This is a genomic window from Brenneria nigrifluens DSM 30175 = ATCC 13028, assembly GCF_005484965.1.
GTDB classification, from domain to species: Bacteria; Pseudomonadota; Gammaproteobacteria; order Enterobacterales; family Enterobacteriaceae; genus Brenneria; species Brenneria nigrifluens.
Map to the genome: position 1 here is coordinate 4691333 of NZ_CP034036.1, position 19606 is coordinate 4710938.

Annotated in this window: 14 protein-coding genes and 1 pseudogene; 10 read left to right on the forward strand and 5 right to left on the reverse strand. The window is 56.2% G+C overall.

Features of this window, described 5'->3' with window-relative positions; all coding sequences use genetic code 11:
* The first annotated feature begins 28 nt into the window (after positions 1-28).
* Positions 29-943 (forward strand): polysaccharide deacetylase family protein, encoded by a 915-nt coding sequence (locus tag EH206_RS22075; RefSeq protein WP_009114978.1) that lies wholly within the window; start codon positions 29-31, stop codon positions 941-943.
* An 86-nt stretch (positions 944-1029) separates the two neighbouring features.
* Here the strand turns inward: EH206_RS22075 and EH206_RS22080 are convergent, their stop codons facing one another.
* The 4 genes from EH206_RS22080 to EH206_RS22095 form a co-directional block, all read right to left on the reverse strand.
* Positions 1030-1947, reverse strand: coding sequence for an O-acetylserine/cysteine exporter (locus EH206_RS22080; RefSeq protein ID WP_009114979.1), 918 nt, complete (start codon positions 1945-1947; stop codon positions 1030-1032).
* A gap of 202 nt (positions 1948-2149) precedes the next feature.
* Complete coding sequence (locus tag EH206_RS22085; RefSeq protein WP_009114980.1) at positions 2150-3499, reverse strand: MFS transporter; 1350 nt, start codon at positions 3497-3499, stop codon at positions 2150-2152.
* A gap of 84 nt (positions 3500-3583) precedes the next feature.
* The gene (locus tag EH206_RS22090) at positions 3584-4891 is read right to left on the reverse strand and encodes an enolase C-terminal domain-like protein (protein ID WP_009114981.1); all 1308 of its coding nucleotides are present in this window, start codon (positions 4889-4891) and stop codon (positions 3584-3586) included.
* A 538-nt stretch (positions 4892-5429) separates the two neighbouring features.
* On the reverse strand, positions 5430-6335 hold the full coding sequence (locus tag EH206_RS22095) for a GntR family transcriptional regulator (protein ID WP_009114982.1): 906 nt from the start codon (positions 6333-6335) through the stop codon (positions 5430-5432).
* Positions 6336-6477: 142 nt separating this feature from the next.
* Between EH206_RS22095 and EH206_RS22100 the strand changes: the two genes are divergently transcribed.
* The 3 genes and pseudogenes from EH206_RS22100 (at position 6478) to EH206_RS22110 (ending at position 10527) form a co-directional block, all read left to right on the forward strand.
* Positions 6478-7509 carry a zinc-binding alcohol dehydrogenase family protein gene (locus tag EH206_RS22100; protein ID WP_009114983.1) on the forward strand — a complete coding sequence of 344 codons (1032 nt, stop codon included), beginning with the start codon at positions 6478-6480 and terminating at the stop codon, positions 7507-7509.
* A gap of 69 nt (positions 7510-7578) precedes the next feature.
* The gene (locus EH206_RS22105) at positions 7579-9024 is read left to right on the forward strand and encodes a tagaturonate reductase (protein ID WP_009114984.1); all 1446 of its coding nucleotides are present in this window, start codon (positions 7579-7581) and stop codon (positions 9022-9024) included.
* 14 nt (positions 9025-9038) lie between these two features.
* Positions 9039-10527 (forward strand): annotated as a pseudogene (locus tag EH206_RS22110) (UxaA family hydrolase).
* Between the two features lie 98 nt (positions 10528-10625).
* Here EH206_RS22110 and EH206_RS22115 read toward each other — a convergent pair.
* A complete protein-coding gene (locus tag EH206_RS22115) occupies positions 10626-11831 on the reverse strand; it encodes a serine hydrolase domain-containing protein (RefSeq protein ID WP_009114986.1) in 1206 nt (401 codons plus the stop codon).
* 369 nt (positions 11832-12200) lie between these two features.
* Between EH206_RS22115 and EH206_RS22120 the strand changes: the two genes are divergently transcribed.
* From EH206_RS22120 to EH206_RS22145, 6 genes are read left to right on the forward strand one after another with little or no spacing between them, the layout of a single operon-like run.
* A complete protein-coding gene (locus tag EH206_RS22120; RefSeq protein ID WP_009114987.1) occupies positions 12201-13844 on the forward strand; it encodes a TIGR04028 family ABC transporter substrate-binding protein in 1644 nt (547 codons plus the stop codon).
* 59 nt (positions 13845-13903) lie between these two features.
* Positions 13904-14848, forward strand: coding sequence for an ABC transporter permease (locus EH206_RS22125; RefSeq protein WP_009114988.1), 945 nt, complete (start codon positions 13904-13906; stop codon positions 14846-14848).
* Complete coding sequence (locus EH206_RS22130) at positions 14845-15717, forward strand: ABC transporter permease (protein ID WP_009114989.1); 873 nt, start codon at positions 14845-14847, stop codon at positions 15715-15717. The genes EH206_RS22125 and EH206_RS22130 overlap by 4 nt, the downstream gene beginning before the upstream one ends.
* Positions 15714-17348 (forward strand): dipeptide ABC transporter ATP-binding protein, encoded by a 1635-nt coding sequence (locus EH206_RS22135; RefSeq protein ID WP_009114990.1) that lies wholly within the window; start codon positions 15714-15716, stop codon positions 17346-17348. Before EH206_RS22130 ends, EH206_RS22135 begins: the two co-directional genes overlap by 4 nt.
* 26 nt (positions 17349-17374) lie before the next feature.
* A complete protein-coding gene (locus EH206_RS22140) occupies positions 17375-18409 on the forward strand; it encodes a putative FMN-dependent luciferase-like monooxygenase (protein ID WP_009114991.1) in 1035 nt (344 codons plus the stop codon).
* A complete protein-coding gene (locus tag EH206_RS22145; RefSeq protein WP_009114992.1) occupies positions 18406-19539 on the forward strand; it encodes an alkylhydroperoxidase domain protein in 1134 nt (377 codons plus the stop codon). Before EH206_RS22140 ends, EH206_RS22145 begins: the two co-directional genes overlap by 4 nt.
* The last annotated feature ends 67 nt before the right edge of the window (positions 19540-19606 follow it).

Sequence of the window (19606 nt, forward strand, 5' to 3'; positions counted from 1 at the left end):
CTTTTCACCTTTATTATCAGGCAATGGTATGACGACAAAACACAGTATGATCAAAAACCCCATCCCCTGGCCCAACGGAGCACGCTGCGCCGTGGCGATCACCTTTGACGTGGATGTGGACAGCTTTCTCCATCTGCAACGCCCGGCAGACAGCTATAAGCGGGTGAGCACCCTTTCAACGCTGCAATACGATCCGCAGATCGGCGTGCCCCGAATCCTGCAAACGTACCGCGAACTGGGCCTTAAGCAGACCTTTTTTGTCCCGGCATGGTGCATCGAACGCTACCCGGACATGGTGGCGGCCATCGTCAGGGACGGTCATGAAGTTGGTCACCACGGTTACATCCATGAGCACGTCAACGAACTGAGCGAAGCCGAAGAACGCTTCTGGCTGCGTAAGTCGATTGAGATTATCGAACGGCATACCGGCAAACGTCCCCGGGGATTCCGCGCCCCGCTGTATAACTTTTCCCCGGCCACCACCGACCTGCTGATCGACGAAGGGTTTCAGTACGATGCCTCGCTGATGGGCGACGACGTGCCTTACCTGTTGCGCGGGAAAAAAGGACATCTGGTGGAGCTGCCCACCCACTGGGCGATGGACGACTGGCCCCCTTACGTACACATGAGCGACATAGACTACGTGATGCCGATCCGCTCGCCGCAGGAGGCGATCGGGGTATATAAGGCCGAGTTCGACGCCATGTGGGAGTACGGCGGACTGGTGGTGGCGGTGTGGCACCCCTTTGTTACCGGGCGACTGGCCCGCTGGCACGAAACGGTGCGCTTTATCGAATATATGCAGTCGCGCGGCGGCGTCTGGTTCGCGCCCCTTGAGGAGATAGCGGCCCACGTCAATAAGGTACACGCCGAAGGGCTGGTCAACCTGCGCGAAGAACCCATGCCGCCCTATCCGGGGCCGGTCACTTATGACAGATTCTGAGATTATGGCGGGCTATCCCTGCCCGCCACCCTCCGGGCCGTCGCAAGCGACGTTGAAAAACGCTCCCGACGTTTTTTTATGGCGGGCTATCCCGCCCGCCTATGGACCAGCCTCAATGACCGCAGACGGGCGCCAAATACATTGATCAACAACCCCAGCATAATCATCAGCGCACCGACTACCTGTAAGGCGGTGAGGGATTCGTCGAGGAATACCGCCGCACTGATTAAACCGGCCACCGGCACCAGCAAAGAGAGCGGCGCCACGCGCCAGGTTTCGTAGCGCGCCAGCAAATTTCCCCATATGCCGTAGCCGACTATCGTGGCGGCAAAAGCCAGATAAAACAGCGACAATACGGTAGGCAGTTGAATATTCGCCAGGCTGGAGAAAATGATCGCTTCACCCTCAAACAGCCATGAACAGGCAAAGAAAGGCAAGATGGGGATCAGCGCACTCCATACCACCAGCGACATGATTTTTACGTTACCGTTCTGAGTCATGATCGTCTTGTTGCTGATATTACCGAACGCCCAGGACAACGCACCGGCCAGCGTGAGTAGCAGCGTGGTCAGCGTCATGCCGGACGCCGTCTGTGTAGCCTGCCGCCCTTCAGCCAGTAAAACTATCCCCAGCGCCGCCACCAGCATACCGGTGATATGGTTCCATTTGAGTTTTTCCGACAGCAGCATCGCGCCGAGCAGCAGTGTAAAAAACGCCTGCGCCTGAAGCACCAGCGAAGCAATACCCGCCGGCATCCCCAGCTTGATGGCGCAGAACAGAAAACCGAACTGGCCGAAACTGATGGTCATACCGTACGCCAGCAGCCAGCGGAAAGGGACGCGGGGCGCAGGCAAAAAGAAAATAGCGGGGAGCGCCACCAGCGAAAAACGCAGCCCTGCCAGTAAAAAAGGCGGCATATCCTGCAAACCAACCTTAATCACGACAAAGTTCACACCCCATAAAATCACGACGCAAAGTGCGAGCAGCCTATCTTTTACCGACATCAAAAACCCCTTACCACCCCATCAGACAGAGCCATTGATAACCAAAAGTGATTTAGGGCGCTACACATGTTATCAGACACCTTCAGCAACCACTGCACAGAAGGTTGAAGGTATTAATATACATAAAAAGCACCTTGTCATCTGACAAAGGTGCTTTCCCCGATATTGGTTCAGTGATTATTCAACGTTATTTTTCAAATAATTATGCTTTTTGCGTCCGGTTCAGCGTGACTTTATCTCCACGATCTTCCTGCTTACCAATTCCCAGACGATACACGGCCAGGATCATCAGCGCCCCGGCAAAGGCAATCCCTCCCAGCAGATATAATCCGGCGACGTCATTGTTAAATGCGGATTCGGCCCAAACACGGATGTTTGGCGCCACAAATCCCCCCAGATTCGCCAGCGAGTTAATCAAAGCAATACCTGATGCCGCCGCCGCTCCGCCCAAATAGCCGGTAGGGAATGTCCAGAAGATAGGCTGCACGGCCAGTAATCCGGCGCAGCCAATGCACAATGCGATAAAGGCGACCAGCGGTGTCCCGGCCAGCAGGCCCGAACCCGCCACCCCTGCCGCACCGGTAACCAACGTCAGCGAAGCCACCCAACGCCGCTCACGGATAACGGTCGAGAAATGGGGAATGTAATAGGCTGCCAATAACGCGCATAGCCACGGGATCCCGGTAACCACCCCTACCCAGAACCCTACTTTGGTGCCCATGATGTGAGCAACCTGGGTCGGCAGGAAGAAAGCGATGCCGTAGGAGCCAACCTGGATGGTAAATGCGATCAGACACAGGAAAATCACTTTTGGATCAAGCAGTGCCTGCAGAATGCCTTTCGGACCGTGATTTACTTTTTCATTTTCTTCCGTCGCCATGGTTTCACACAGCACATCGCGCTCTTGCGGTGTCAGCCAGGTACAACGTTCGTCTGACGGACGATCGTCCAGATAAAAGTAAGCCCAGATCCCCACCAGAATGGTTAACAGACCGGTGACCAGGAACATAATTTGCCAGCCGTGTAAACCAAAGGCGCCGTGCATCGCCAGCAAACCGCCGGATAACGGACCGCCAAGAATAAACGCCAGCGGCGGTCCGAACCAGAAGAAACCGGCGACTTTTGCCCGAACCGTAATCGGAAACCAGAAAGTCAGGTAGAGCATTACGCCCGGCATAAATCCGGCTTCACATGCGCCCAACAGAAAACGCAGAACATAGAAGGAAAGCTCAGAATCAACAAACATCATCAATGCCGAAATCGCTCCCCAGGTCACCATAATACGAGCCAGCCAAATACGGGCGCCATATTTAAACATAAAAATATTACTCGGCACTTCGAATATAGCGTAGCCAATAAAGAATATACCGGCGCCAAATGCGTAAGCGGCGGTACTTAACCCGGTGTCAATCTGAAAAGTCTCTTTCGCAAAACCGATATTAGCCCTGTCGAGATAAGCCAGAATATACATTAAGGCCAGAAAAGGTAATAATCTTCTGACGGACTTTTTTATTGCCAACGATAATATTTCGCTTTTACCGTGCGGTAACATTTGTCCACTCCTCTGTTATTTTTATGATGGTAGAATAATGCTTTTATAAAACTCAACCGATTGTTATTTATTATTTTTATTATCTTACTCACACCATTCCGTACCGTTGGGATATTCGAACTGCGCTACAGATGCCTCTTTCATGGTTACGCCGTATCCCGGCATTTTCGGCGGCATATAACGGCCGCGTTTGATATGAATGGGCTCCAGGAAGTTTTCATGCAAATGATCAACATATTCCAGCACGCGTTTATCCAATGATGCCGATACCGCAATATAATCAAATAAAACGATATTCTGTGAGTATTGACACAGGCCGACACCGCCGCCATGCGGACATACAGGTACATTATATTTCGCGGCCATCAGCACTACGGCCAGCACTTCATTTAACCCGCCAAGCCGGGCAGGATCCAATTGACAAAAGTCAATGCTCCCAGCCTGGAACATTTGTTTAAACATGACTCGGTTATGGGCATGTTCGCCGGTGGCGACGCCAATGGGCGCAATACGCCGGCGAATTGCCGCGTGACCTAAAATGTCGTCCGGACTGGTGGGTTCCTCAATCCACCAGGGATCGAATTTCGCCAGACGACGCATATTTTCCACCGCCTGATCGACGCTCCAGATCTGGTTGGCATCCATCATCAGCTTATAGTCCCAGCCCAGTTCTTCGCGCAAAATTGTCGCACGTCGAATATCCTGTTCAATATCCGCGCCCACTTTCTGCTTAAGGTGGGTCCAACCGTCGGCGACCGCCTGGCGGGCCAGCATACGCATTTTTTCTTCGGAATAACCCAGCCACCCCGCGGCGGTGGTGTAGCCGGGGAAGCCGTCGCGCTGCATTTCTTCCTCACGTTGCGCTTTCGTCGTCGACACTTTGCGCAACATGGCGATCGCTTCTTCCGGAGTCAGCACATCGGCCAGATAGGTGAAATCAACGCAGTTAACCACCTCTTCCGGCGACATATCCACCAGCAATTTCCAGACGGGCTTACCCTCTTTTTTCGCCCACAGATCCCAGATGGCGTTGATAATTGCCGCTGTTGCGAGGTGGATCACCCCTTTTTCCGGTCCAACCCAGCGCAACTGGCAATCGCCCGCGACCAGCTCATGCCAGTAGCGGCCAAAATTAGCGGTAATGTCTTCCAGATAGCGCCCCTGAACAAACAGCGTGGACAGTGATTTGACTGCCTCGACGCACAGCTCATTACCCCGCCCGATAGTAAAAGTCAGACCGTTACCGACCAGCCCGTCGTCCGAGTCGGTCCGCAACGTTACATAGGTGGCGGAGTAGTCAGAAATGGCATTCATCGCATCGGAACCGTCCAGATTTCTTGAAGTTGGAAAACGAATATCTTTTACTTCAATTTCAATTATTTTACTTTTCATTTTATTCCTCGGATAAAAATTGATAAAACTCAGCTTACCAATAACACTACCGCTCTATTAATACCGACCCCGCGTCAACCCTGGCATATCAGTTGATTTATCACTGATATCTTCTTGATATTCAGCAAGTAATCGCAACGCTCGATAAGATAAAGACCATTATTTATTGCGTTTCCTGGTGACTCATCACAACATGTCAGTTTTTTATAAATAAAATTAAATTTTCGGTTGCGGAATCTTTAATTCCAAAAAAACACAATAATGCGCCATATATTTACTCGTATGGTTGAAAACGCTCATCCTGATTACTGACTTTATCGCCCTGATGATTTTCAGTCTGAAAGATACCGTTACGCCATTCACTCTCCTGCTAAATTTTAATTTTATTACCGACCTAATATATTTCGTTTGAGAATAGGTGGGTAATTATCAGCACCGAGTTTTTTGTGACAGATTCGTGCGTTATTTAATATTTTTCTGTTTTTAATCTGCTTTTAACATGCTTTTTATCTGCTTTTAATCCAGGCGGATTTTTCAGCTAATCAGCGTACTGGCTGATGGAATGCATCATCGATTGCTTGGCGGTATCCAGGTGCCGGCGCATTTCGCGCATGGCGTTGAGGTCGTTGCGGCAAATCAGCGCGCTGAGGATCGCCATATGTTCATCCGTTGCGATGATATTCCGTTGTTTCAAGTCTCTCTCGTCCCATTGATAATGAAAGTGGAAAACAACGGAGATAATCTCAATCGACTGATTGAAAAACGGATTATTGGCCGCTGACAGGATCAAGGTATGAAAATCCCGGTCAAGTTGCGAGAACATACGGTAGTTGTCGCCGATGGTTTCCCGCAGTTGGCGGTGCCGGTCGAGCAACTCCCTGGCTTGTAACCAGCGATCGTCATCAGGAGGCAAATTCATGAATTTATTAAGTGCATGAGTTTCAAGCAGTTCTCTTAGTTCAAACAGCTTTTCAGCATATTCCTTATCAAACTTTTTCATTTGCCATTGCCCGCGGCTGATATTTTCGATCAGGTTGTATCGGCAAAAACGCAATAAAAACTCGCGCACCACTATCGGGCTGACCATCACTTCCCGAGCCAGCTGCAACTCGGAAAAGGTATCGCCCGCACGCAATTTCCGTTGATTAATCATATGGAAAAATGCCCGTTCAAAGGTATGCGTCTGCACTTCAACCGGTTGACTGACGCTGTCAAAACCATCGCCCTCATGGGGTTGACGTACAATGAGGTAATTGCCATTGACTTTTTCCAGCCCCCCCCGCTGATGCAAATAATGAAGCGTGTGATTCACCGTCGTCCGACTGATGTTATACAACTCCGCCAAAGCCGCCTGTGAGGGAAGTGGTGAAAGGATATGCCCCTTTCTGATGCCATCGATCATCTGATTAATTACATTATGGCGAAGGTTTTGTGTTCTGCTCATCATCGCTCCTTTTGGTTTTTTATTTATTTAAAACTAATTTAAAGCTGAATATTCAGATTTAAATCACAAATAATCACAAAGACACATCCGAAAGTCGTTTTTTTATTTAATAACAGATCCCACTTATTATGAGGACGCTGTTATGGAAAATATAAAAACCATGAAGACGCTGGTTTGCGAGAAACCCACCGCGCTAGTTTACCAACAACGAGAACGGCCGACGCCTAAAGACAACGAGGCGTTAATTAAAATTTTAAACGTGGGTATTTGCGGTACCGATATTCATGCCTGGGCCGGTAATCAACCTTTTTTCAGTTACCCGCGCGTACTGGGCCATGAAATTTGCGGTGAAATCGTTGCGCTGGGAAATAATGCTCACAATATACTCATCGGTCAACGGGTTGCCGTTATTCCTTATGTCGCTTGTCATCATTGTCACTCCTGTCTGAGCGGTAAAACCAACTGCTGTGAAAATATATCGGTGATCGGCGTTCATCAGGACGGCGGATTCTGTGAGTATCTGAGCGTACCGCTCGGCAACTTGTTGATTGTCGATGATGTGGAGCCCGTATCGGCCGCATTGATCGAGCCTTTTGCCATCAGCGCTCATGCCGTGCGTCGCGCGGCGTTACAGGCTGGCGAACATGTGCTGGTGGTGGGCGCGGGGCCGATAGGTTTGGGGGTGGCGGCCATTGCCAAAGCCGACGGCGCGCAGGTGGTGATGGCCGACACCAGCGCCGAACGCCGCCGGCATGTGGAAAAGAAGCTGGATATCGCCACGCTCGATCCCTCCGCTGGCGGATTCGAACAGGCGTTGCGCCAACAGTTCTCAGGCATGTTGCCGGTGAAAGTCATTGACGCCACCGGCAACCAATATGCCATGAACAACAGCGTCAATCTTATCCGTCACGGCGGCAGCATTGTATTTGTCGGGCTGTTTAAAGGCGAACTCAGCTTTGCCGACCCGGATTTTCACAAAAAAGAAACCACCATGATGGGCAGCCGTAACGCCACTCACGAGGACTTCGCCAAAGTCGGTCAATTAATGGCGGCGGGCAAACTGTCCGCCGACATGATGCTCACTCACCATTTTGACTTCAATACGCTGGGCAACGTGTATGAAACGGACGTGGTGAAAAACAACGCGCTAATCAAAGGCGTGATCCATTTCTGAATCACGCTGTGCGGAATAATACGCCGGCCCCCCCTTCCGGCAAGTCGCCATAATTTTAAGGATATTGCTATGTTAACGCTGAATCGCCGCGATTTTCCCGGGCGCCGTCACCCTGATAAAATCATCCAGTTTGGCGAAGGAAATTTTTTGCGCGCCTTTGTCGATTGGCAATTGGATTTATTGAATGAACATACCGGCCTTAACGCGGGCATCGTGGTTGTACGGCCGATTGACAGCGATTCCCCTCCCTCGCTGAATACTCAGGACGGCCTTTATACCACCCTTATTCGCGGTTTGAACGAACGGGGAGAGAGCGTCAGCGACGCGCGGGTTATTCGCTCCGTCAACCGTGAAATCAATGTCTACCATCAGTTTGAGGAATATCTGACTCTGGCGCATAACCCGGACATTCGCTGGGTATTCTCCAACACCACCGAATCCGGTATCAGCTATCTTGCGCGGGATAGCGCTGACGCCGCCCCACCCGCCAGCTTCCCGGCTAAATTGACCCGCCTGCTTTATGAGCGATTCCGTTATTTTGACGGCGCGCCAGACAAAGGCTGGGTATTTTTTCCCTGTGAACTGATTGACTATAACGGCGAAGCGTTGCGGGAACTGGTGCTGCGCTATACGCGGCAATGGCAATTGGGCGAGACTTTCGAAACCTGGTTGACCGCGCACAATACGTTTTGCTCCACGCTGGTCGACCGTATCGTAACCGGCTATCCGCGGGATGAAGCGACGACGCTGGAGAACCGCCTGGGTTATCACGACGCCTTTCTTGACGCCGCCGAGCATTTCTATCTGTTTGTGATCCAGGGACCGCAATGGCTGACGCAGGAACTCCACCTGGATGATTACCCGCTGAATATCCGTATTGTCGATGACATAAAACCGTACAAAGAACGCAAGGTGGCGATTTTGAACGGCGCGCATACTGCGCTGGTGCCGGTGGCCTTTCTGGCGGGACTCAATACCGTGGGCGAGGCGATGCACGACGCGCAAATCAGTCAGTTCGTCGAGCAGGCCATCGCGCAGGAAATTATTCCGGTGCTCGATTTACCGTCAGAAGAATTACACGCCTTTGCCCAGGCGGTATTGAATCGTTTTCGCAACCCGTTTATCCAACATCAACTGCTATCCATTGCGCTGAATAGCATGACCAAATTCCGTACCCGTATTTTACCGCAGCTGTTGGCTTATCAGCGGAAAACCGACCGCTTGCCGCCACGGCTGACGTTCGCGCTGTCTGCGCTACTGATATTTTATCGAGGCAAGCGCCAGGAAACGTCTTATCCATTGCAGGACGACGCCCGCTGGCTGGCCCGCTTTTCCTCTGGCTGGCAGGCTGTCGATGCCGGAACATTACCGCTTGGCGAGCTGGTGCAAACCCTGTTGGCTGACAGCGACCATTGGGGGCTGGATTTAAATACGGTTCCGCAATTACCAGAAACGGTGACCCGTCAATTGCAGGACATCAAGAGCCTGGGAGTCCGCGCGGCGTTGTCTGCTTAACGTTAAGGTTGCCCATGAAAAGTATTATAAAAATACATCCGCTGGATAATGTCGGCGTCGCATTGCGCGATCTCGCCGGCGGTGAGCAAATCGAGATTGCAGGCCAATGGCTTACCCTGGCCTCGCCCCTGCCGCGGGCATAAATTCGCTCTGGGCCCGCTACAGGCTGGGCAAAACATCATTAAATACGGTTTGCCGATCGGTCATGCGCTGAGTGCGATTGCCGCGGGCGAACATATTCACTCACACAACGCCAAAACGAATCTAAACGACCTGGACAGCTATGTCTACCAGCCGCAAGCCGGCGTATTGCCCAAGCCACTGGCGGATCGGCACATACAGCTGTATCGCCGCGCCAACGGCGAGGTCGGCATTCGCAATGAACTGTGGATAATTCCCACCGTCGGTTGCGTCAACGGTATCGCCCGACAGATCCAGCAACGTTTCTTGCAGACTACCCCGCATACGGAAGGAATTGATGGCGTCTATCTATTTAGTCATCCTTTTGGTTGTTCGCAGTTAGGGGACGATCATCAAAACACCCGCACTATGCTACAGAATATGGTGCGTCATCCGCATGCCGGAGCCGTATTGGTGATCGGACTGGGCTGCGAAAACAACCAGGTGGATGCCTTTCGCGACACCCTGGGCGACGTTGACCCGCAGCGGGTAAAATTTATGGTTTGCCAGCAACAGCAGGATGAAGTGGCGGCGGGGCTGGAACTACTACGGGCGTTATACCAGGTGATGCGGCAGGATCGGCGTGAGCCGGGCCGGCTGAGCGAATTAAAGTTCGGTCTGGAGTGTGGCGGTTCCGATGGATTATCCGGTATTACCGCCAACCCGTTGCTGGGACGTTTTTCTGACTATGTGATTGCCAATGGGGGAACGTCCGTGCTGACTGAAGTGCCTGAAATGTTCGGCGCCGAACGTATCTTAATGAGCCGTTGCCGCGATAAAGGCACATTTAATAAAACGGTCAGCATGGTGAACGACTTTAAACAGTACTTTATTGACCATCACCAGCCAATTTATGAGAACCCCTCACCTGGCAATAAGGCCGGGGGGATCACCACGCTCGAAGAAAAGTCACTGGGTTGTACCCAGAAAGCCGGACAGAGTCAGGTGGTGGATGTCTTGAAATACGCCGAGCGGTTAAAAATAGCAGGGTTGAATTTGTTAAGCGCTCCAGGTAACGATGCCGTAGCCACCAGCGCATTGGCGGGCGCCGGCTGCCATATGGTGTTGTTCAGTACCGGACGAGGCACGCCTTATGGCGGATTTGTGCCAACGGTCAAGCTGGCCACCAACAGTGAACTGGCGGCCAAAAAGCCCCATTGGATAGACTTTGACGCCGGCCGGCTGATTCATGGGGTTGATATGGATACGCTGTTGCAGGCATTTATCGATCTGATTGTCGCTATCGCCAACGGCAAACCCGCGCGCAACGAAGTTAATGACTTTCGTGAATTGGCCATCTTTAAAAGCGGCGTAACGTTGTAAGGGCAGCCATCGGGTAGCGCCCGCGGAAACCGCTCATCACCGGATGATGTCCCGGCGCCGGGACATCTCTTTACCACCGTTCGGGAAAATACCAACCTTCAATTCATTCGACACGCGCCACGATAGTCCATCGCCCTGCCGATTCGCTGAATAAGCGAATGGCCGAGGTTGTTGTTCCAGTTAAAGCTATTTTGCAGCACCACGACCGCAACCTTGTGCTGGCGGTCCAAGCCGATATAACTTGAGTAGCCGCCAATATAGCCCACCTGATAAGTGATATGCTGCTGGCCGATTTCATCGGTAATCCAGGCAATATTGGCCGCCTCTTTGGTGCGGTTGTAATAGGTTTTCAAAGAGTCGCCGATGGCTTCATCCAGCGCGGCGTCGCCTGTCGGGTAGAGATGCGCATGAGCGAATTTCAGCAAATCATTCGCGCTGGTATAGAGGCTGGCCGCGCCCATCATGTTGGAAGAAAAATGCCAGTCGGGTATTGGCGTGCCGCGTAAAATGAATTTTGGCTGATCGCCCGCATGACCGAGGGCGCGATAGGGGAATTGCTTTAATTTTCCGGGGGTGAAGCTGGTATTTTTCAGCCCGAGCGGCCGGATAATATGGTTGTTTACCAACCGATCGATCGGCGCGCCGGTTTTCAGCCGCAGGATGTAATTCAGGATGGCGTAGCCGAGATTGGAATAGATAGGCACCGGATTGGCCGGCGCATTAAAACGCGCCAGGTAGTTCAGTACGCTGTCATCGTCCAGCGCGGCGTAAAAGTTGTTTCCGGTGAACAGATACTCGGCGAACGATCTCAGCATCCGCACATCCATCACTTGCCGTGGTAAACCGGAGGTATGCGTCGCCAGCTGCAGCAGGGTGATCTTTTTTGCCCGCTCGCTTAAACGGATATTGCGCGGCATCAATTGCTCAAGCGTATCATCCCATTTCAATACGCCACGCTTTACCAGGATCGCCGTGGTTTCCGCGGTAAAGCCTTTACTCACGGAACCCACCGCAAAAAGGGTATCGCCGGTAATCGGATAGCGATGATAACGGTCCGTTACGCCATAACCCCAACTGCGCATTTGCCCGTCGGCCGTTAGCACCCCGACCACCAAACCCGGCGTGGTATTCCGTTTGAGTAACGGAATGGCAAGGCGATCGACCTCCCCTGGCAAATCATGACCGCAGGCCAACGCCCGGCGGTCAAAATCCGACTCGTCGGTCGACATATTCGACAAGGTGCCGCAACCGGAAAGCGTCAATACCAGAACCGTACAGAGCGCTAATTTAAGGGCAGCGGGCATAGTCGTCCGTTCTAAGGGAAGGTGGCGTGAGATTAAGCGATTTTACAAGGGATCATAATAAGATAGCCACGTTTTGTTCACCCTCGCCCCCAAAATCCGGGACGCTGATTAATGGCGCGCGATAAGCCTGATGGACGGCAATAATAAAAACACACTTCAGAAACACGGACTCAACACCAACTCTACATAAACAGCATTTTTTCTACATAAAATTGAATAATCAATGCCGGTTTTGTACTTTGCTGTTTCCCGCCGCCTATGGAAGTATCGCCTTAAATATCGGTCAACCCCTCCCGCAATACCTCATCAGGCAAAGGCTTGGCCGTCTATTTATTCACCTGATAACTATATAAACGTAGGGACAACATCGTGTCGATTTTCTTGCATTCTTATCGTAAACAGAAGCTGCGCGTTTTTGCTTCATTGGTACTTCTGGGCGGCGCCGTTACGGCGCAAGCCGCGGACGAAACCCCGAAAACCGGCGGCACGCTGATCTATCTGGAGCAACAGGCCCACACCAATCTTTATCCCCCGGCCGGCGGGTTTTATCCCAACGGCGGCATCCTGAATCAGATCACCGATAAACTGACCTACCAGAACCCGCAAACGCTGGAAATCGAACCGTGGATTGCCGAGTCCTGGAGCATCAATGCCGACAGTACTGAATACACCTTCAAAATCCGCCCCGGCGTCACCTTCTCCGACGGCACGCCGCTGGACGCCAACGCGGTGGCCAAGAATTTCGACACCTACGGCTTAGGCAATCCGGCGCTCAACCAGCCCGTTTCGGAAGTTATCAATAACTACCAGCGCAGCGAGGTGATCGATCCGCTGACGGTGAAGTTTTACTTCAGCAAACCGTCGCCGGGTTTTCTGCAGGGCACTTCGGCCATTGGTTCCGGCCTGGTTTCCCTCGCCACGCTGGCGCGTGACTTCAATCAGCTGGGCAACGCGCAGCATATTATCGGCTCCGGCCCGTTCGTGGTGAGCAGCGAAAAGCTGGGGCGCGAACTGAAGCTGACCGCGCGGCGGGACTACAACTGGGCGCCGGTAAAATTCCAGCATCAGGGGCGTCCTTATCTGGATGGCATCACCATTCTGGTGACCCCGGAAGACAGCGTGCGCATCGGCGCGCTGATTTCAGGCCAGGCGGATTTTATCCGTCAGATTCAGGCCTATGATGAAAAACGGGTGCGGGATGACAACTTCAGCATCTATGCCCCCGCCACCCGCGGCGTCAACAACAGCGTCAACTTCCGGCCGGATAACCCGCTGGTCGCCGATATCCGCGTGCGCCGGGCGCTGCTCCACGCCACCAATACCAAAGAGATCATTGATACGCTGTTCTCGGACAACTATCCGCAGGCCACCTCCGTTCTGGCGAAAACCGCCGCCGGCCATATCGACCTGTCGGATAAGCTGACTTTCGATCCGGCGCTGGCTTCCCGCCTGCTGGACGAGGCCGGTTGGAAAACCGGCCCACAGGGCATCCGGCAGAAAGACGGGCAGTCGCTGACGCTGACCGCCTATGAATCGCTGCCGCAGCCGCAAAATAAAGAGACGCTGCAGGTGGTTTCCCAGCAGTGGGCCAAGGTCGGGGTGAAGCTGAACGTTCTGGCGGGCGACGCCGGCAGCAAAACGCGCGACAGTCTCGATCCGCTGAAAACCGGCGTCGCGCCGGGCATGGTGGGGCGCGCCGATCCGGACGTGCTGAAAAGCCAGTATTACCCGACGGTGCGCAACGTCCTGTTGCAGAAAGGCGGCGCCAGCGACAAGGTCAAAAACTTTACGGATACGACGTTGAACAACCTGCTGGACGGCATCGCCAGCGAAACCGACCGCGGCAAACGGCTGGCGCTGGTGGGCGAGGTGCAGCGTTATCTGATCGACCAGGCTTACGTCATCCCCATTTTCGAAGAGCCGCAGGTTTTCGCCGGTTCCCCGGCCACCAAGGGCATTGGCTTTGAGGCGGTAGGACGGCCAAGTTTCTATAACGCCTGGCTGGATAAATAATTCACGACGACGACCCTTTTTCACCGCTCGGAAGAGGGTCTGGCGATAGGGAGTAGATTATGAGCAGGTATCTGGCGATACGCATCGCTCAGGCGCTGATCGTGCTATGGGCGGCGTTTACCTTATCTTTCATTCTGTTGCAGGCGCTGCCCGGCGATGCGGTGCTGATCAAGTTTCAAAGTCCCGAACTGGGGTTAAGCGCCGATCAAATCGCCCAGCTGCGCCTGGCCTACGGGGCGGATATCCCGCTTCTCAGCCAGTACGTTCAGTCGATCGAGCGGGTGCTGCGCGGTGATTTCGGCCTCTCGTTGCAGGCCGGCGTGCCGGTAACCGAGCTGCTGGCCGCCAATCTCCCCTCCACGCTGCTGCTGGCGGCGCTGGGTTTTGTCGCCGCCGCGCTGCTGGCCTGCGCCATCGCCTTTTTATCCACCCTCACGCCGTTTCACTGGCTGCGCTCCGCGCTGCAGTCTTTGCCGTCGCTGTTTATTTCCGTGCCGACGTTCTGGCTCGGCATCGTGCTGATTCAGGTCTTCTCTTTCCGCCTGGGCTGGATCCCGGTGATTAATCCCGGCGAGTGGGAAGGATTGATTCTGCCGACGCTGACGCTGGCGCTGCCGATTTCCGCCCCGCTGGCCCAGGTGCTGATGCGCAGCATCGATCGGGTGCAGACCCAGCCGTTTGTCGCCGTCGCCCGCGCCAAAGGCGCCAGCCGCGGCGGCGTGTTGTGGCGCCATATCGCCCGCAACGCCATGCTGCCGACGCTGACCATCGCCGGCCTGCTGCTGGGGGAGCTGATCGCCGGCGCGCTGATCACCGAAACGGTCTTTGCCCGCAGCGGGCTGGGACAGCTGACGCAGGACGCGGTCAACAATCAGGACGGCAGCGTGCTGCAGGCGATTGTGCTGATCTCCGCCACCGCTTTTGTGATCGTTAATCTGATAGTGGATCTGCTTTATCCCCTGCTCGATCCACGGCTGAAAAAAACCGCCGGAGCCGCATTATGACCATTATTTCACTGGAGAAAATCGCCTTATCGCCATTGAGAAAATGGCCGCGCCTTAGCCGCCATGTCGCGCGTTACGCGGCGCAGCCGGGGCTGGTTATCGCCTGGCTGATCCTGCTGACGGTGGTGCTGTGGGCGCTGTTCCCGGCGTGGTTTACCGCCTATAGTCCGACAGAGGGCGTCGTCGGCGCCCAGCGGCAGGCGCCGGGCGGAGAGTACTGGCTGGGCACCGATCAGCTCGGCCGGGATCTGTATGCCCGCATGGTCTACGGCGCGGTGCATTCGCTGTCCGGGGCGGCGATCGCGGTCGCCCTGGGATTGATACTGGGCAGCGCGCTGGGTCTGGCGGCCGGTGCCGTGGGCGGCTGGTGGGACACGCTGGTGATGCGCATCATCGATACCCTGCTCTCCATTCCCGTGCTGCTGCTGGCGCTGAGCGTGATCATTCTGCTGGGGTTCGGTACCGTGAACGCCGCCGTCGCCGTCGGGGTCACCTCGGTGGCCAACTTCGCCCGGCTGATGCGCTCGGAGGTGCTGCGGGTACGCAACAGCGACTACGTTGAAGCGGCCTACGGCAGCGGCGGAACCTTCTTCAGCGTGCTGCGGCGTCATATTCTGCCCAACTCGCTGACCACCGTCTTCGCCTTCGCCGCCCTGCAGTTCGGCAGCGCCATTCTGACCATCTCCACCCTCAGCTTTCTCGGCTACGGCGCGCCGCCGCCGACCCCGGAGTGGGGTTTGCTTATCGCCGAGGGCCGTAACTATATCGCCACCGCCTGGTGGCTAAGCGCCTTCCCCGGACTGGTGGTGGTGCTGACGGTACTCTCCGCCAACCGTATCAGCCAGTCCATCGGGAGAACGTCACGATGAATCAAACTACCGGCCGCCCTTCCCGTACCCCGGTGCTGGAGCTGGACAACGTCTCCATCGCCTACCGCGGCGATGAAGGGGAGCAAACCGTGGTGGAGGGGGTTTCGTTTCATATCGACGCCGGCGAGGTCGTCGCGCTGGTGGGCGAATCCGGCTCCGGCAAAACCACCACCGCCCAGGCGGTGATCGGCCTGCTGGCGGAAAACGGCCGCCTGACGCGCGGCGCCATCCGCCTGAACGGCACGGATATCGCCGACTGGCCGCAGAAGCGGCTGGACAGCCTGCGCGGCGCGCGTATCAGCCTGATCCCGCAGGACCCCGGCAGTTCCCTCAATCCGGTGCAAACCATCGGCGATCAGGTGGATGAAATTCTGCGTATCCACCAGCGGGAAGATCGCCGCGCCACGCGCCGCAAAACGCTGGCGCTGCTGGAGCGCGTCGGCCTGAGCCAGCCTGAGCTGCGCGCCCGCCAATATCCCCATGAGCTCTCCGGCGGCATGAAGCAGAGGGTGCTGATCGCCATCGCCATTGCGCTGAAGCCGGCGCTGATTATCGCCGATGAGCCCACCAGCGCGCTGGACGTCACGGTGCAAAAACGCATTCTCGACCTGCTGGACGAACTGCGGCGCGAAAACGGCACCGCCGTATTGTTCGTCACCCACGATCTGGGGGTGGCCGCCGAGCGCGCCGACCGTCTGCTGGTATTCCAGCACGGCTATATTCAGGAGCAGGGGCCGACGCAGGCGGTGCTGAAAGCGCCCGCCAGCCAGTACGCCCGCACCCTGCTGGCCAACGTGCCGTCGCTGAACCCGGTCAAACGCCCTTCGCCGCCGGCGCAGCGCGAGATCGTCGTGTCGGTGGAAAACCTGGTGCAGGACTTCCCGCTGGCGGGCCGCAAAGGGGAACATTTCCGCGCGGTGGACCATATCTCATTCAGCGTCGGCCGGGGAAGCACTCACGCCATCGTCGGCGAATCCGGCTCCGGCAAAACCACCACCGCCCGCAGCCTGCTCGCGTTTCAGCGCCCCAGCGCGGGCCGCATCCTGATTGACGGCACGGATATCACCCGGCTGAAAGGCGAAGCGCTGCGCCAGTTCCGCCAGACCATCCAGTTGGTATACCAGAATCCGTTCGGCTCGCTCGATCCCGCGCAGCGTCTGTACGACATCATTGAGGAACCGTTACGCAACTTTAACCGCTATACTCGGGCGCAGCGGGAGCGGAAAGTGCATGAAATGTTCGAGCGCGTCGCCCTGCCCGCCGCGCTGCTGACGCGTAAACCGCGTGAGCTGTCCGGCGGCCAGCGGCAGCGTGTCGCCATCGCCCGGGCGCTGGTGCTGGAGCCCAAAGTGCTGGTGCTGGATGAAGCGGTCTCCGCGCTGGACGTCACCGTACAGGCGCAGATTCTGCGCCTGTTGACGGAACTACAGCAGTCGCTGGGGCTGACCTATCTGTTTATTTCCCACGATCTGGCGGTGGTGCGCCAGATCGCCGACACCGTCTCGGTGCTACATCACGGCCGACAGGTGGAGTGCGGGCCGGTGGAGCAGATTTTCGCCCGACCCGCCAACCGTTACACCCGAGAACTTATTGAGGCGATCCCCGGACGGCAACACCCGGCTTTCGCCTGAAAACCATACACAAGAAGGATGTTAGGATGACAAGTAAACGCCTGGGTTTTTTCACCCGCCTGCTCGATGACGTCTCTGCGCAACAGCGTTACCGGCTCGCCACCGAGCAAATCATTAAAGCCGAGCAACTGGGATTCGACAGCGCCTGGGTGGCCCAGCACCACTTTCATGCGGACGAAGGCGGGCTGCCGTCGCCGCTGGTTTTTCTCGCCCACGTCGCGGCCAATACCCGGCGTATCCGGCTGGGCACCGGGGTGATCACCCTGCCTATGGAACACCCCCTGCGGGTGGCGGAAGATACCGCCGTGCTCGATCTGCTCAGCAACGGGCGGCTGGAGGTGGGTATCGGCTCCGGCGGCACGCCCTCTTCCTTCGCCGCTTTCGGCCATGACAGCACGCAGCGCGGCGAGATTCTCGCCCGCTATCTGGCGCAGGTGCGCGCGGCATGGAGTGGGGAGCAGTTAAGCGGCGACGGCAATCAGCTCTATCCCGAAGCGGCCCACCTCAACCAACGGGTCTGGCAGGCGACGTTTTCGGTGGACGGCGCGGTGCGCGCCGGCAAAGCGGGCGACGGACTGATGCTGTCCCGCACCCAGCCGCGCCCGGAGAGCTTTCCCGACGCCACGCTGGCGGATTTGCAGAATCAGATGATCGACGCCTATCTGGCCGCGCTGCCGGAGGGGGTGCAACCGCGGATTCTCGGGTCGCGCAGCGTGTTCGTCGCCGACGATCGCCAGTTGGCGTTAAGCCTGGCGGAAAAGGGGCTGCGCCGTTCCGCCGCGCGTCTCGGCGCGTTCCGCCCGATACGACAGGGGTCGGTCGCCGAGCTGATCGACTCTTTCGACAGCCACGTCGGGACGGCTGAGGATGTTATCGCCTCCCTTCAGGCGGACAGTTCGCTGGCCCGGGTGACCGATCTGTCGTTTCAGGTACACTCCATCGATCCGCCGCACGCCCTGATCCTGCGCTCCCTTGAATTGATCGCCACGCAGGTCGCGCCCGCCCTGGGGTGGCAGCCTGCCGTGAAACAGAAAAATCCGCTTGGACAGGAGACGATATGACCTACGACGCGCAAAATAAACCGCAGCCTCGCGACGTGCTGGACGCGCTGGCTGAAATCGCTCCGGACAGCGAACTGGCCGCCGCCAGAAAGACCCGTGAAGCGGCCACGCGCCATATTCAGGGCAGCTATGAGACGATCTTCGCCGCCGGCGAGGAGGAAGCCCTGCCGTTATCCCTGCGTTTCTGGCTGACGGAGAAAGTCAGCGGCTGGCATCAGGATGAGCAGCTACAGCGCTTTTACGCCGCCAGAGCGGCCGAAACCGGCGAACCGCCATCAACGCCGGCGCGGCAACTGGCGCTGGCGCACGCCGAGCTTCTGACGCGCTCGCCCATCAGCGCGGAGGCGTCTCAGCTACGGGCGCTGGAACAGGCGGGCTGGTCGGCGGACGATATCGTTACGCTCTCGCAGCTGGTGGCTTTCGTCAGCTTCCAGAGCAGGCTGCTGCGCGGCTACCGCCTGATTGCCGGACAGCGGGTCAGCCAGCCGCACTCACAGGCCGCGGTCGCCGGCCGTTGGCATACGCACCCCGCCACACAGAGCGGAAAAGCGGCTCCGCAGGCGTTTACCCAGGCCGGATTGGAGTGGGAACCCTGGATTGCCCCCAAGCCGCTGGCGGAATTCAATGCCGACCAACAGGCGATTCTGGCGCGCTTCGGCCATACCAACTCTGATTATTTCCGTCTGCTGGGGCGTAACCTGCCGGTGCTGGAACAGCGCACGCTAACGGACAAGGGGATTTTCTATACCTCCGGCGGATTGCCGCGTAAAGAGCGGGAACTGGTGGCCGCCATCACCAGCAAGGTGAACGGCTGCATTTATTGCGCTTCCGTGCACGCCGCCAAGGCCAGCCAGCTGTCCAAACAGCATGACGACGTACAACGCTTGCTGGACGTAACGCCCGGCGGCGATTTGACCATCGGCCAGAACCCGCGCTGGCAGGCGATTATCGATTTCACCGCCCGCCTGTCGGTCACCCCGGCGCAGGTTAACGCCAACGATCTGGCGCGGCTGCGCGAACAGGGGCTGGATACGCTGGAGATTGTCGATGTGGTGCAGTCGGCGGCGTTCTTTGCCTGGGCGAACCGGCTGATGCTGACGCTGGGAGAACCCTTCTGGCCGGAGTTCTGATTTAGCGACGGCCGCGCCGCCGCATCGCTGGAGATTTATGCCTTTTCTGCGGCATCCGTCTGGATGC

What these genes read in the sequence shown, in the direction of transcription:
- EH206_RS22135 (WP_009114990.1), top strand. Translation starts at nt 15,714, where the DNA reads ATGAATCAAACTACCGGCCGCCCTTCCCGTACCCCGGTGCTGGAGCTG.
- EH206_RS22100 (WP_009114983.1), top strand. Translation starts at nt 6,478, where the DNA reads ATGGAAAATATAAAAACCATGAAGACGCTGGTTTGCGAGAAACCCACC.
- EH206_RS22085 (WP_009114980.1), bottom strand. Translation starts at nt 3,499, where the DNA reads ATGTTACCGCACGGTAAAAGCGAAATATTATCGTTGGCAATAAAAAAG.
- EH206_RS22130 (WP_009114989.1), top strand. Translation starts at nt 14,845, where the DNA reads ATGACCATTATTTCACTGGAGAAAATCGCCTTATCGCCATTGAGAAAA.
- EH206_RS22140 (WP_009114991.1), top strand. Translation starts at nt 17,375, where the DNA reads ATGACAAGTAAACGCCTGGGTTTTTTCACCCGCCTGCTCGATGACGTC.
- EH206_RS22145 (WP_009114992.1), top strand. Translation starts at nt 18,406, where the DNA reads ATGACCTACGACGCGCAAAATAAACCGCAGCCTCGCGACGTGCTGGAC.
- EH206_RS22105 (WP_009114984.1), top strand. Translation starts at nt 7,579, where the DNA reads ATGTTAACGCTGAATCGCCGCGATTTTCCCGGGCGCCGTCACCCTGAT.
- EH206_RS22090 (WP_009114981.1), bottom strand. Translation starts at nt 4,891, where the DNA reads ATGAAAAGTAAAATAATTGAAATTGAAGTAAAAGATATTCGTTTTCCA.
- EH206_RS22080 (WP_009114979.1), bottom strand. Translation starts at nt 1,947, where the DNA reads ATGTCGGTAAAAGATAGGCTGCTCGCACTTTGCGTCGTGATTTTATGG.
- EH206_RS22075 (WP_009114978.1), top strand. Translation starts at nt 29, where the DNA reads ATGACGACAAAACACAGTATGATCAAAAACCCCATCCCCTGGCCCAAC.
- EH206_RS22095 (WP_009114982.1), bottom strand. Translation starts at nt 6,335, where the DNA reads ATGAGCAGAACACAAAACCTTCGCCATAATGTAATTAATCAGATGATC.
- EH206_RS22115 (WP_009114986.1), bottom strand. Translation starts at nt 11,831, where the DNA reads ATGCCCGCTGCCCTTAAATTAGCGCTCTGTACGGTTCTGGTATTGACG.
- EH206_RS22125 (WP_009114988.1), top strand. Translation starts at nt 13,904, where the DNA reads ATGAGCAGGTATCTGGCGATACGCATCGCTCAGGCGCTGATCGTGCTA.